General features: G+C 70.7%; 13 protein-coding genes. 4 read left to right on the top strand and 9 right to left on the bottom strand.

Annotated elements, in window-relative coordinates:
* A complete protein-coding gene (locus AC21LY_RS04440) occupies positions 1-891 on the top strand; it encodes a phosphoribosylaminoimidazolesuccinocarboxamide synthase (protein ID WP_489045110.1) in 891 nt (296 codons plus the stop codon).
* Complete coding sequence (locus AC21LY_RS04445) at positions 888-2,969, top strand: S9 family peptidase (RefSeq protein WP_489045111.1); 2,082 nt, start codon at positions 888-890, stop codon at positions 2,967-2,969. The genes AC21LY_RS04440 and AC21LY_RS04445 overlap by 4 nt, the downstream gene beginning before the upstream one ends.
* Before the next feature lie 33 nt (positions 2,970-3,002).
* Here AC21LY_RS04445 and AC21LY_RS04450 read toward each other — a convergent pair whose 3' ends face one another.
* From AC21LY_RS04450 to AC21LY_RS04475, 6 genes are all read right to left on the bottom strand, one after another.
* Complete coding sequence (locus AC21LY_RS04450; RefSeq protein ID WP_489045112.1) at positions 3,003-3,902, bottom strand: universal stress protein; 900 nt, start codon at positions 3,900-3,902, stop codon at positions 3,003-3,005.
* A 1-nt stretch (position 3,903) separates the two neighbouring features.
* Positions 3,904-5,337: an amino acid permease gene (locus AC21LY_RS04455; protein WP_489045113.1), complete on the bottom strand. Its 1,434-nt coding sequence runs from the start codon at positions 5,335-5,337 to the stop codon at positions 3,904-3,906.
* A 12-nt stretch (positions 5,338-5,349) separates the two neighbouring features.
* A complete protein-coding gene (gene rocF, locus AC21LY_RS04460) occupies positions 5,350-6,264 on the bottom strand; it encodes an arginase (RefSeq protein WP_489045114.1) in 915 nt (304 codons plus the stop codon).
* A gap of 26 nt (positions 6,265-6,290) precedes the next feature.
* The gene (rocD, locus tag AC21LY_RS04465; RefSeq protein ID WP_489045115.1) at positions 6,291-7,490 is read right to left on the bottom strand and encodes an ornithine--oxo-acid transaminase; all 1,200 of its coding nucleotides are present in this window, start codon (positions 7,488-7,490) and stop codon (positions 6,291-6,293) included.
* 126 nt (positions 7,491-7,616) lie between these two features.
* Entirely contained in the window at positions 7,617-9,224 is a 1,608-nt protein-coding gene (locus tag AC21LY_RS04470; RefSeq protein WP_489045116.1) for a DHA2 family efflux MFS transporter permease subunit, read from the bottom strand.
* On the bottom strand, positions 9,221-9,715 hold the full coding sequence (locus AC21LY_RS04475) for a MarR family winged helix-turn-helix transcriptional regulator (protein WP_489045117.1): 495 nt from the start codon (positions 9,713-9,715) through the stop codon (positions 9,221-9,223). The genes AC21LY_RS04470 and AC21LY_RS04475 overlap by 4 nt, the downstream gene beginning before the upstream one ends.
* Before the next feature lie 82 nt (positions 9,716-9,797).
* Here AC21LY_RS04475 and AC21LY_RS04480 point away from each other — a divergent pair, with 82 nt between their 5' ends.
* Together AC21LY_RS04480 and AC21LY_RS04485 are read left to right on the top strand one after the other, a co-directional pair.
* Positions 9,798-10,289: a glutathione peroxidase gene (locus AC21LY_RS04480; RefSeq protein WP_489045118.1), complete on the top strand. Its 492-nt coding sequence runs from the start codon at positions 9,798-9,800 to the stop codon at positions 10,287-10,289.
* 68 nt (positions 10,290-10,357) lie between these two features.
* Positions 10,358-11,056 (top strand): DUF2334 domain-containing protein, encoded by a 699-nt coding sequence (locus AC21LY_RS04485; protein WP_489045119.1) that lies wholly within the window; start codon positions 10,358-10,360, stop codon positions 11,054-11,056.
* 25 nt (positions 11,057-11,081) lie between these two features.
* On the opposite strand, the gene AC21LY_RS04490 is transcribed toward AC21LY_RS04485, so the two are convergent.
* The 3 genes from AC21LY_RS04490 to AC21LY_RS04500 all read right to left on the bottom strand — a co-directional run bounded on the left by AC21LY_RS04490 (position 11,082) and on the right by AC21LY_RS04500 (position 13,335).
* The gene (locus AC21LY_RS04490; protein ID WP_489045427.1) at positions 11,082-12,260 is read right to left on the bottom strand and encodes an RNA polymerase sigma factor; all 1,179 of its coding nucleotides are present in this window, start codon (positions 12,258-12,260) and stop codon (positions 11,082-11,084) included.
* Complete coding sequence (locus AC21LY_RS04495; RefSeq protein WP_489045120.1) at positions 12,257-12,613, bottom strand: YciI family protein; 357 nt, start codon at positions 12,611-12,613, stop codon at positions 12,257-12,259. The genes AC21LY_RS04490 and AC21LY_RS04495 overlap by 4 nt, the downstream gene beginning before the upstream one ends.
* 77 nt (positions 12,614-12,690) lie before the next feature.
* Complete coding sequence (locus AC21LY_RS04500) at positions 12,691-13,335, bottom strand: MBL fold metallo-hydrolase (RefSeq protein WP_489045121.1); 645 nt, start codon at positions 13,333-13,335, stop codon at positions 12,691-12,693.
* Between the last annotated feature and the right edge of the window lie 137 nt (positions 13,336-13,472).

Genomic DNA, 13,472 nt, shown 5'->3' on the forward strand with positions numbered 1-13,472 from the left:
GTGCGTCCTGAACTGAGCGAATACACGCCGATCTACTCGGGCAAGGTCCGCGAGCTGTACGAGGTCGACGCCGAGCACCTGCTGCTCGTTGCGAGCGACCGGATCAGCGCCTACGACTACATCCTGGACACGCCGATCCCGGACAAGGGGCGCGTGCTCACGGCGATGTCGGTGTTCTACTTCGACGCGCTCGGCGTGCCGAACCACCTGGCCGGCCCCGCCGACGATCCGCGGATCCCCGAGTCGGTGCTCGGCCGCGCGCTGGTCACCCGCCGCCTCGACATGGTGCCGGTGGAGTGTGTGGCCCGCGGCTACCTCACGGGCTCCGGCCTCAAGGAGTACCGCGCGAACGGGCAGGTGTGCGGCGTGCCGCTGCCGCCCGGCCTGGTCGACGGCAGCCGGATCGACCCGCCGATCTTCACACCGGCCACCAAGGCGGCCGTCGGCGATCACGACGAGAACGTCTCCTTCGAGCGGGTCGCCGAGGAGCACGGCCTCGAGCTCGCGACGCGTCTGCGGGACCTCACCCTCGACGTCTACGCCCGCGGCGCCGACATCGCACGTGAGCGGGGGATCATCCTCGCGGACACCAAGTTCGAGTTCGGACGCAGCTCCGACGGTGACCTCCTCCTCGCCGACGAGGTGCTCACGCCCGACTCCTCCCGGTACTGGGACGGTGCGCTGTACGAGCCGGGGAAGGCGCTGCCCAGCTTCGACAAGCAGATCGTCCGGGACTGGCTCACCCGGGAATCCGGCTGGTCCACCGATGCCGGCACCCCGCCGCCGCCCCTCCCCGACGAGGTGGTGGCGCGTACCCGCGCCCGCTACATCGAGGCGTACGAACGCATCTCGGGCCTGAGCTTCGCGGACTGGCCGGGCGGGGCCGCATGACGGACGCCGTGCAACCCGTCGCGAAGAAGGTGCCGTCGGCGCGCACCTTCCACGGCGACACCGTGATCGACGACTACGCCTGGCTCGCCGACAAGGACGACGAGGAGGTCCTCGACTACCTGCGCGCCCACAACGCGTACACCGAGTCCGCCACCGCCGGCCACGAGCCCTTGCGCGAGGCGATCTTCGGCGAGATCAAGGCGCACACGCAGGAGACCGACATGTCGGTCCCGCAGCGCCGCGGCGAGTTCTGGTACTTCGCGCGCACCGTCGAGGGCAAGCAGTACGGGATCCACTGTCGCGCACCGATCGCAGGACCGGACGACTGGAGCCCGCCGGTCCTCTCCGACGAACCCCTGCCCGGTGAGCAGGTGCTGCTCGACCTCAATCAGGAGGCCGAGGGGCACGAGTACATCGCCGTCGGCGCCGCCGCCGTCTCGCCCGACGGTGCCCTGCTCGCCTTCTCCCTCGACACCACCGGCGACGAACGGTTCACGCTGCGGGTCAAGGACATCGCGACCGGTGAGCTGCTGTCCGACACCGTCGAGGGCGTCTTCTACGGTGCCACCTGGGCCCCGGACGGCCGGCACCTGTTCTACACCACCGTCGACGACGCCTGGCGCGCCGACAGCATCTGGCGGCACGAGATCGGCGCCGCCGCCGCGGACGTGCGCGTCTTCCACGAGACGGATCAACGCTTCGGCGTCGGCATCGGGCTCACGCGCAGCGAGAAGTACCTGATGATCGCCGCTTCGTCGACGCTGAGCTCCGAGACCTGGGTGCTCGACGCGACGGACCCGACGGGTGAGTTCCGCGTCCTGCGCCCGCGCGAGGAGGACGTCGAGTACTCCGTGGAGCACGCGGTGCTTGAGGGTGAGGACCGGTTCCTGTTCCTGCACAACCGCACCGGCATCAACTTCGAGCTCGCCTCGGCCCCCGTCGACGCGCCGGAGGACTGGACGGTGCTTGTCCCGCACAGCGACGACGTGCGCCTGGAGTACGTGGACGCCTACGCCCGACGGCTCGCCCTCGGGTACCGACGGGGCGGCCTTCCCCGGCTCGCGCTGGCCGAGGCCACGGCCGCACCGGAGTTCGCCGAGTGGGATCCGGGCGAGGAGCTCGTGAACCTGGGCCCCGCCGCCAACCCCGAGTGGGATGCGCCGCGGCTGCGCCTGGCGTACGAGTCCTTCGTGACGCCGGGCACCGTCCTCGAGCTCGACCCCGTCACGGGGGAGCAGACGGTGCTCAAGCGCGCGAACGTGCCCGGCTACGACGCCTCGCTGTACACCGCCGAGCGGATCTGGGTGACCGCCGGCGACGGGGCGGAGATCCCCGTGTCCGTGGTGCGCCGCAAGGGCATAGGGGAGGGCGCTGCCCCGACCCTGCTGTACGGCTACGGCTCCTACGAGGCGACCCTGGACCCGTGGTTCTCCGTCGCCCGGCTCTCGTTGCTGGACCGCGGCGTGGCCTTCGTCGTGGCGCACGTGCGCGGCGGCGGCGAGATGGGCCGCGCCTGGTACGACCACGGCAAGCAGCTGGAGAAGCGGAACACGTTCACCGACTTCGTCGACGTCGCACGGCATCTCGTGGCCACCGGGCGGGCGGAGCCGCAGCGGCTGGTCGCGATGGGCGGCAGCGCCGGCGGCCTGCTCGTCGGCGCGGTGGCGAACCTGGCGCCGGAGCTGTTCTCCGGCATCGTCGCCGACGTCCCTTTCGTGGACCCGCTCACCTCGATCCTCGATCCGAGCCTGCCGCTCACGGTGGGGGAGTGGGACGAGTGGGGGAACCCGCTGGAGAGCGCCGAGGTGTACCGCTACATGCGGGACTACTCGCCATACGAGAACGTCGCCGCGAAGCCGTACCCGGCGATCCTCGTGACCACCTCGCTCAACGACACCCGGGTGCTGCCCACCGAGCCGGCGAAGTGGGTCGCGAAGCTGTTGGAGCACACCACCACCGGCGAGCAGATCCTGCTCAAGACGGAGATGGTCGCCGGGCACGCCGGGGTCAGTGGGCGGTACGCGAAGTGGCGGGAGACCGCCTTCGAATACGCCTGGGTGCTGACCCACCTCGCCTGATCGGTCCCGGGCCCCCGACCGGCCCGCGCCCGGTCAGCCCAGGGCGCGGCGCGGCACCACGATCGCCGGGACGGGGGAGTTGCGGACCACCTTGGTCGCGTGCGAGCCGAGGAAGACCCGGGCGACGGGGGCGAGGGCCGACGAGCCGACCACCAGCACGTCCCGGTCCGCCCACGCGATCGCGGTGAGCGCCTCGGCCCAGGTATCGCCGATCCCCACCACGGTGTCCGTGATCCGCGGGCTGTCCGGCAGCGCCGCCACATCGGCGAGCACCGCCTCCGCGCGCGTGCGGATCTCCTGCGCCCATTCGGCGAGAACCGGATCCTCCGATCGTCCCCCGGCGCCGGAGCGGAGCGCGAAATCCGCGTCCGGGCGCACCGCGAAGGCGGCGATGCGCAGGGTGGCGCCGACCTGGGCGGTCACGGCCGCGGCCCCGACCACCAGGTCCGCACCGGCATCGGAACCGCCGTACGCCGCGGTGACCCGATCGACGGTGGCGTCGGGCGGGGCGGTGAAGCCGGCGGGCGCGATCGCGACCGGCACCGTCGACGCGTGCAAGAGGGCGTTCGAGACCGAGCCGAGCGAGGTCCGCGCGGCCGGTCCGTCGGCGGCGGATCCGATCACGATCAGTTCGCAGTCGTGCCGCTCGGCGAGCTCGGCGAGGCCGCGCCTGGTCGAGGTCGCCTCGTGCACCACGTAACTCGCGCGGGCACCGTCGCCGAGGACGGTGCGCGCGGATTCGAGCGCGGCGTCGGCGACGGCGCGGGTGTGGTCCTGCCATTCCTGATCGATCCTGGCCATCGACGGCAGCCACGAGCGGCCGATGATCACCGCGACCACCAGGTCGGTTCCGGCGGACCGGGCCAGCATGGCGGCCAGATGCAGCGCGGGGGCCGAGGACCGGCCGGGATCGACGCCGACGAGCAGCGGCATGTCAGTGCTCCTTCAGGGTCGGGGCGCCCTCCGCGAGGACCGGTCGGCCGGTCTCCAGGACCGAACGGCGGCGGCCGTACGCGATGTAGAAGGCCATGAACACCAGCGTCCAGACCAGGAAGACGCCGATGGTGATCGGCTTGAGTTCGAAGATGATCGCGCCGCACCCGAGCAGCGCGAGGATCGGGGTCACCGGGTAGAGGGGCACCCGGAAGCCCCGCTCCATGTCGGGGTTGCGGTGGCGCAGGATCATCACGCCCACGGCCACCACCGAGAAGGCGACCAGGGTGCCGACGCTGGTCAACTCCGCGAGGAAGTTGATCGGCACCACACCGGCCAGGATCCCGGTGACGACGCCGACGATCACGGTGTTGCGGACCGGGGTCATGGTGCGCGGGTCGACCTTCGCGAACACCGGGGAGATCATGCCGTCACGGGCCATCGCGAACAGGATCCGGGTCTGCCCGTACATCACCACCAGCGTCACGCTGAAGATCGACAGGAAGGCGCCGACGGCGACCACGGTGCCGGGCCACGACGAGCCGATGATGTCCTCCAGGATGGCCGACAGGCCCGCCTCCTGCCCTGCGAACCTGCTGGGCTCCTGCGCCCCGATCGCGACGGCCGCCGTGGCCACGTAGAGAGCGATCACGACGAACAGTGCGGCGATGATCGCCAGCGGCAGATTGCGTTTGGGATTCTTCGCCTCGTCGCCCGCCGTGGACACCGCGTCCAGGCCGATGAACGAGAAGAAGATGACGCCGGCCCCGCCGAACACCCCCACGATCCCCTCCGGCGCGAAGTTCGCGAAGTGGTCGGCGTTCCAGCCGGTGATGCCGACGCCGATGAAGAACAGCAGCACGGTGATCTTGATGCAGACCATGATCGCGTTCACCGTCACGGACTCGCTGGTGCCGCGGATCAGGAGAACGGCGCACAGCGCGATGAGGATGACGGCGGGCAGGTTGACGATGCCGCCCTCCTCGGGGGCGTTCGCGATGGCGGAGGGCAGCGTGACGTGGAACAGGTTGGTGAGCAGCTGGTTCACGTACTGCGACCAGCCGACCGCGACGGCGGCCGTGGACACGCCGTACTCCAGCAGCAGGCAGGCGGCGACCGCCATCGCCGTGCCCTCGCCCATCGTCACGTAGGCGTAGGAGTAGGTGGAGCCGGAGACGGGCACCGCGCCGGCGAGTTCCGCGTAACACAGCGCGGTGAGGCCGGCGACGATGCCCGCGATCACGAAGGAGATGATGACCGCCGGGCCGGCGATGGGCACCGCCTCGGACATGATGAAGAAGACGCCGGTGCCGACGGTGGCGCCGACGCCGATCAGGGTCAGCTGGAACAGGCCGATGGTGCGCTCCAGCGTCACCTCGCCTTCGGGGCGCGCGATCGGCTTCCGCCGGAGCAGCTGCTGAGAGAGAGTGGGCATGGCTGAAGTCCTTTATCTGACGCGCAGCAGTGTGCTCTTGCCGAAGAGCGACTCGAGCAGGTCGGTCGCGAGTTCCGCGGTGGTGTTCCGCACGTCCAGCGCCGGGTTCAGCTCCACCAGGTCGATGGAGGCGAGCAGCCCGGTGTCGGCCAGCAGCTCCATGCACAGTTGCGCCTCGCGGTAGGTGGGGCCGCCGCGGACGGGCGTGCCGACGCCGGGCGCGACCTCGGGGTCGACGAAGTCCAGGTCGAGCGACAGGTGCAGGTGGGTGTTCTCGTCGACCCCCGCCAGCGCACGCCGCACGGTCTCGCGGACGCCGAACTCGTCCAGGTAGCGCATGTCGAAGACCTCGACGCCCTGCTCGAACAGGAAGGTCTTCTCGCCCTCGTCGACGCTGCGCAGCCCGATCTGCTTGATCTCGTCCGGCGTGATCGCGGGGAAGTGCTCCCCGATCCGGGTCAGCGCGTCGGGCCCGTGGCCGGTCAGGCAGGCGACGGGCATGCCGTGGATGTTCCCGGAGGGGGTCAGCTCGGCGGTGTTGAAGTCGGCGTGCGCGTCGACCCAGATCACCCGCAGCTTCTTGCCGGTGCGCCGGCAGTGGTCGGCGACGGCGGTGATGGAGCCGATCGCCAGGCAGTGGTCTCCGCCCAGTACGAGGGGCAGGCGCCCGTCGGCGAGTTCCGCCGAGACCGCCTGAAAGAGCGTGCGGTTCCATTCGGCCACCTCGGGGAGGTGCCGGTAGCCGTCGACGGGGGCCTGCTGCGGGTTCTCGGGGCCCGCGAGGTCGCCGCAGTCGCGCACCGCGCAGCCGAAGTGCTCCAGCGTCGGCACCAGTCCCGCGATGCGCAGCGCCTGCGGTCCGAGCCGCGCACCGACGGTCGAGGCGCCGATGTCGGTGGGAGCGCCGATCAGACTCACCTGCTGCATGGGGTCATTCCTCTCGATGGGTTCGGTCAGGCCCGGGGCAGGCAGGTCGCGACGGTCTCGGCCAGCAGGTCGACGTCCGCGTCGTCGATCACCAGCGGCGGCGCCAGCCGGATCGTGGATCCGTGGGTCTCCTTGGCGAGCACGCCCGAACGGAGCAGCCGCTCGCACAGCTCACGCCCGGTCATCAGGCCGGGATCGACGTCGAGGCTGGCCCAGAGCCCGCGGCTGCGGACGCCGGTGAGGCCGGGCACCGTCGACAGGTGGCCGGCGAGACGCGCACCCAGCTCGGCGGCGCGGCGCTGGAACTCGCCGGTCGCGAGCAGGGCGACGACCTCCGTGCCGATCGCGCAGGCCAGGGGATTGCCGCCGAAGGTCGAGCCGTGGCTGCCGGGCGTGATGACGCCCATGACGTCGTCGTTCGCGGCGACCGCGGAGAGCGGCACGATGCCGCCGCCGAGCGCCTTGCCGAGGATCCAGACGTCCGGTGTCACGTCCTCGTGGTCGCAGGCGAAGGTGCGGCCCGTCCGGGCCAGGCCGGATTGGATCTCGTCGGCCAGCATCAGGATGCCGCGCGCGGTGCACAGCGCGCGCAGCTCGCGCAGGAAGCCGTCGGGCGGGATCAGCACACCCGCCTCGCCCTGGATCGGCTCGAAGAGCACCGCGACGGTCCGGTCCGTGATCGCCTCCTCGACCGCGGCGGCGGAGCCGAACTTCACCCGGACGAAGCCGGGCGTGTAGGGCCCGTAGTGGTCGTGCGCGACGGGGTCGTCGGAGAAGCTGATCACCGTGGTCGTGCGACCGTGGAAGTTGCCGTCCATCACGATGATCTCGGGCCGGTCGATGCCGCGGACCTCGGAACCCCAGCGGCGGGCCAGCTTGATCGCCGTCTCGACGGCCTCGGCCCCGGAGTTCATCGGCAGGATCTTGTCCTTGCGCGTCAGCCCGGCGAGCGACTGTGCGAAAGCGGCGTACCGGTCGTTGTGGAAGGCGCGGCTGGTCAGGGTGATCCTGCCCAGCTGTTCGGCGGCGGCCGCCACCAGGCGGGGGTGACGGTGCCCGAAGTTCAGCGCGGAGTATCCCGCGAGCGCGTCCAGGTAGCGGTTGCCGTCCACGTCCGTGACCCAGGCGCCCTCGCCCTCGGCGAGCACCACCGGGAGCGGGTGGTAGTTGTGCGCCGAGTAGGTCTCCGCCGTGCGGATGTGCTCGAGGGACGCCGGGTTCGCCATGGCAGTAAGAGTAGAACCCGGATCGCCGTCCTGGAGCGGTTGCGCGGCGTGCGGGCGGTGGCGGGATACGACGATCCGGCCCGGTCCTGGTGGGACCGGGCCGGATCTGTCATCGGGGACGGGGCATCAGTGCGGCATGACCATCTGGCGCTCCGCGGCCTCCGTGTCGGCGGCATGGGTGCGCGGCAGGAAGAACGCCGGGATGATGCACAGCGCCACCAGGATCGCGGCCACGAAGTAGGTGTTCCCGAAGGCCTCCGCCGCGAACGGCAGGTTCTCGTGCAGGAACTTGCCGAAGCCGCTCTCGCCCTGGAACATCGCGATGCCGCCCTCGCGCGCGGTCGGGCTCGAGTTGAGAGCGAAGGCCAGGGCACCGGTGTGGGCCTCGCCCTGCGGCGTCGGCATCGACGGGCCGGCGTTGGTCAGCCAGTTGGTGAACAGCACCGAGAAGATCGCGGTACCGATCGACGCGGAGATCTGCTGCACGATATTGGTCAGCGTCGAGCCCCGCGAGATCGATTCGGGCGCGAGGGTGCGGATCGCCGCGGACATGGTCGGCATCATCGTCATACCCATGCCCAGGCCCTGGACCAGCAGGGAGCCGAGCAGGATCCAGTACGGGGTGTCGGCGGTGAGCTGCGTGAACGCCACCATGCCCAGCGTGATCAGGCCGAGGCCGGTCATCACGAACTTGCCGGGACCCATCTTGTCGGTGAGCACACCGGCGATCGGCATCGTCATCATGGCGCCCAGGCCCTGCGGCGCGAGCAGTAGGCCGGCCATGAGGGTGGTCTCGCCGCGGATACCGATGAAGTACTGCGCGTACAGGATCGAGCTGCCGAAGAAGGCGATGGCGAACATGGCGAAGGTGATCATGGCGACCGTCATGTTCCGGTTCTTGAACAGTCGCAGATCCAGCAGCGGCAGCTTGGCGCGCAGCGCCCAGAACACGAACGCGACGATCAGCACGAGGCCCACGATGGTCGTCGGGATGACCCGCTGGCCGTACAGCGACGAATCGTGCTGCGCCTCGGGGATCGAGGAGACGCCGAACAGGAACAGCGCGAGGCCGGGCGAGAGCAGCAGGAAGCCGACGAGGTCGAAGGACTGGCCCGCGACGGGCTCGTCCTTGGGCAGGACGAACCAGGCGTAGACGATCGCGAGCACGCCGATGGGCAGGTTGATCAGGAAGATCCAGTGCCACGAGAACGACTCGATCAGCCAGCCACCGAGGATCGGGCCGCCGATGGGGCCGAGCAGCATCGGGATGCCGAGCACGGCCATGACGCGGCCGATCCGCTCGGGACCCGCTGCGCGCGTGAGGATCATCATGCCCAGCGGCATCAGCATGCCGCCGCCGAGACCCTGGAGGACGCGGAAGACGATCAGCTCGGTGACGCCGCCGGCCGTGGCGCACAGGACCGAGCCCAGCACGAACAGGCTGGTCGCGATCATGTACAGCCGCTTGGTGCCGAACCGGTCAGCGGCCCAGCCGGTCAGCGGGATCACGGCGGCCAGGGCCAGCGTGTACCCGGTGATCGTCCAGGCGACGGTGGCCGGCGTCGCGTTCCACTGCGACTGGAAGGTGTTCTGCGCCACGGCGACGATCGTCATGTCGAGGATCGACATGATCGCGCCCAGCACGACCACACCGGCGACCATCAGGACGCGGCGGTCGAGGCCCTCACCCGCGTGCGGGATCTCGCTCTTGTCGAGCGTGTTCTCGGTACTCATGCGTTCTCTTTCATTGCGGTGAAGAAGGGGTTCGGAGGGATCAGGCCCTCGTCGAGGATCTCGACCATCACGTCGTGCAGGCGGGTGCGGAGCTCGGTCGGCAGCCGTTCCGCGAACCCCAGCACCTCACGGTGCTTGTCGCTGACCGCGGACGCAACCGTTTTTCGCCCGAGGTCGGTGATCGTCAGGTTCTTGATCCGGCGGTCCGAGGCGTCCTCGCGGCGGTCCACCATCTCGAGCTGGACGAGTTTCTCCACGTTCCGTCCCGTGGCGGCGACGGAGAGTCCCAGGTCATCGGCGAGCCGGTTGATCGGGAGTGGCGCCTCGCTGGCCGCGAGCTGCAGCAGGATGTGGAACTGGTGCGCGGTGATGTCGGAGGACAGCATCGTGCCCAGGCTCTCCTGTGTGACATTGCACATGAGACGGCCCATGAACTCCCCGAAGACCTCGGTGAGGGCCTCGGGAGTCACGTCCCCGGGAGTTGCTTGCACCCCAAAACGGTAACTCTGACGCAACCATTGCGCAAACGAGAATGATGTGTCCTGCGTTACATCCCGGCGTAGGGTCGTGCCCATGACCGCTCTCGATGCCATCGCCCTCAGCACGCTCGACGGTGCCCCCACCTCCCTCGCCGACTACGCGGGACGCGCCGTCCTCGTCGTCAACGTCGCCAGCAAGTGCGGCCTGACCCCGCAGTACACGGGCCTGGAGGCCCTCGCGACCCGGTACGCCGACCGCGGTCTGACGGTGCTCGGCGTCCCGTGCAACCAGTTCAAGGGGCAGGAGCCCGGTACGGCGGAGGAGATCGCCGCCTTCTGCTCCACCAACTACGGCATCACCTTCCCGCTGCTGGAGAAGACGGAGGTCAACGGTGAGAACCGGCATCCGCTCTACGCCGAGCTGACCAAGACCGCCGACGCGGAGGGTGAGGCGGGGGACGTCCAGTGGAACTTCGAGAAGTTCCTCGTCGCCCCGGATCACGCCACGGTGCAGCGCTTCCGCCCCCGTACCGAGCCGGAGTCCGACGAGGTGGTCGGCGCGATCGAGGCGGTTCTCCCGGCCTGATCGCGGCGTTCAGCGACACGCAACCCGGCGTCCCCGCGCGGGACACCTCGGGCGCGCACACTGCGGACATGAGTTCGCCGCTGTACGTCTCCGTCTCCGCCCTCTCCGATGCCACGCGCGGGGCCGCCGAGCGGTTCACGGCCCAGATGGACGCGCGCGGCGTGCCGGTCTCGCTGCTGGTGGCGCCCCGGCTCAAGGGTGGGTACCGGCTGGTCGACGACCCGTCGACCCAGGCCTTTCTGCGGGAGCGCCGCGCCGGCGGCGACGCGATCGTGCTGCACGGCTACGACCAGGCCGCGACGAAGCGCCGCCGCGCCGAGTTCTCCACCCTCGGCGCGCACGAGGCGAAGCTGCGCCTCGCCGCCGCCGACCGGGTGCTGGAGAAGGCCGGGCTGCGCACCCGCGTCTTCGCCGCGCCGCACTGGAACGCCTCCACCGGCGCCGTGCTCGCGTTGCCCGCAGCGGGCTTCCGGGTCCACCTCGGCTACACCGCGATCACCGATCTCCGCACGGGCGCGGAGGAGAAGGCCCGCGTGCTCGGCATCGGCGACGGCTTCCTCAGCGAGCCCTGGTGGTGCCGGGCCCTGTTGGCGCAGGCCAATCGCATCGCCCGACGGGGCGGCACCCTCCGCCTGGCCGTCGACGCCCGGCGCCTCGAGTCCTCGACGGTCACCCGCACCCTGCTCGACGCGGTGGATCTGGCGCTGCTGCACGACGCGGTCCCGCGGGCGTACGGCCATCGCGCGAAGACGCTCGTCCCGGCGTAGCGCCGGACCGTCTCGGCGCGCCGTCTCAGCCGGTCGTCTCGCGGAGCCGGCGGGAGAGGAAGCGGCGTTCCGGCTCGGTGACCGCCAGCAGCAGCGCACGTTCGTACGCGGCCCGCGCCTCGGGGGTCCGGCCCAGCCTGCGAAGCAGTTCGGCGCGGGTGGAGTGCGTGTAGCGGTAGCCGTCGAGAGTCAGTGCGTCGACGATGCCGAGCGCCCGCTCGGTCTCCCCGCTCTCGGCGACGGCGACCGCGCGGTTGAGAGTCACCACGGGTGACCGGGTGATCTCTTCCAGGGCCCCGTACAGTGCCTCGACCTCGTGCCAGTCGATCCGCTCCTCCGCCTGCAGCGACGCGATCGCGGCCTGGAGGATGTAGGGCCCGCCCGCCGGGCGCAGAGTCATCGCCCGATCGAGCGCCGCGCGTCCTTCGGCGACCATCTGCCGGTCGTGCCGCCGCCGATCCTGCTCGGCCAGCGGTACCAGCTCACCGTCGACCACCCGGGCCGCACGCCGGGATTCCTGGAGCAGCATGAGCGCCAGCAGCCCGGACACCTCGGGCTCGTCGGGCATGAGCAGGGCGAGGAGACGACCGAGCCGGACGGCCTCGGCGGCCAGGTCCGCACGGTCGGAGTAGCCCTCGGTGAAGATCAGGTAGATCACCGACAGGACAGCGGCGAGCCGGCCGGGGAGCAGGTGGTCGGCGGGCACCGCGAAGGGGATCGCGGCCGCCCGGACCTTGGCCTTCGCCCGGCTGATCCGCCGCTTCATCGTCTCCTCCGCGACCAGGAACGCCCGGGCGATCTCCGCCGTGGTGAGGCCGCCGAGCGCGCGCAGCGTCAGCGCCACCTGCGCCTCGGTCGCGAGCGCGGGGTGGCAGCAGGTGAAGATCAGCTCCAGCCGCTCGTCGGCGATACCCCCGGCGTCCAGATCGACCTCGTCCATGTGCACCCCGGTCCGATCGTCGAGGAGGAGGCGCTGCTTGCCCGCCAGTGTCCGCTCGCGCCGCAGGCGGTCTATCGCACGATTGCGCCCGGTGGCCACGAGCCACGCGGTGGGGTTCGCGGGCGTCCCGTCGCGCGGCCAGCGCTCGGCTGCGATCGCGAAGGCGTCCTGTGCGGCCTCCTCGGCGAGGTCGAAGTCGCCGAGGAGGCCGATCAGGGAGGCGAGTACCCGGCCCCACTCGCGCCGGAAGACGTCCTCGATCAGAACGCGTCCTCGACGGGGGTGGCCACGAGAGGCCGGACCTCGACCGACCCGCCCAGCCCGATCGCGGGCACCCGCCCGGCGAACTCCAGCGCGTCGTCGAGATCGGCCGCCTCGATGACGTAGTACCCGCCGAGCACCTCGCGGGTGTCCGCGAACGGGCCGTCGGTGATCAGCGGCTCGGCCTGTCCGGGACGCAGCGTCGTCGCGGTCTCGGCCGGCTGCAGGTGGGCGCCGCCCAGGCAGCGCGGGTCGTCCCGGAGGGCGAGATAGGCCGCGTTCACGTGGCGGTACTCCTCGGCGGGCAGGGCCTGGTGGCTGCCGGGCTTCGGGTAGATGAGCACTGCGTATTTCATGGCGTTCCTTTTCAGTCCGGGGATGTTCTCGTCAAGAAGACGAACGGGGAACGCGGGAGGGGACAGGTGACGCCGGATCAGATCGCGACGGTGTCCTCGGCTCCCCACCGCACGAACTCGGCACCGTCGGGCCGCATGTCCGCGAGCCGGCCGAGATAGACCCCCGCGCCCTCCGGGGTGAGCAGGGCGTCGTGGATCGGGACCGCGTGAGCGGGCCGGACGGCCCGGAAGAAGTCGATCGTCTCGCTGATCCGGCACCAGGGGGCGTTCACCGGCAGGCCCAGCACGTCGACGGCGACGTCCGGGACGAAGAGGGCGTCGCCAGGGTGGAAGAAGCGGCCGATCCGCTCCTCGTCGCCGAGCAGGATCGAGGTGTTGTCGATGGTCGGGATGTCGGGGTGGATGACGGCGTGCTCCCCGCCGACCGCGCGGGCGATGAGGTTGCCGATGCCGTAGTCGTGGCCGGGGACCGCCGCGATCCATCGGCCGCCGCGCGCGGCCGCGGTGGTGGGGTCGGCGAAGAGCTGGGCCTCGGGATTCGCGTCGATCAGGGCGCCGATCCGGTCGGGATCGATGTGATCGGGATGCTGGTGGGTGACGACGATCGCGTCCAGCCCGGTCAGGCTCTCGAAGCCCCGGGAGAAGGTGCCCGGGTCGAACAGGACCCGGGTCTCGGACATCTCCACGAGGACGCAGGAATGGCGGTAGTGGGTGAGTCGCATGCCCCCAGTATCGCCCTTTTCCGGCGGGCCAGGGTGGTTGTTACGACGTGCTCGGCCGTCCGGTCGTGCGCGCACGTAAACTACCCGTGGAAGCGCGATCGACACCCGAGCGCGCGGTCGAATCGAGAGGGAGCCGC

The sequence above is a fragment of the Tsukamurella sp. II2bb genome, assembly GCF_057815145.1.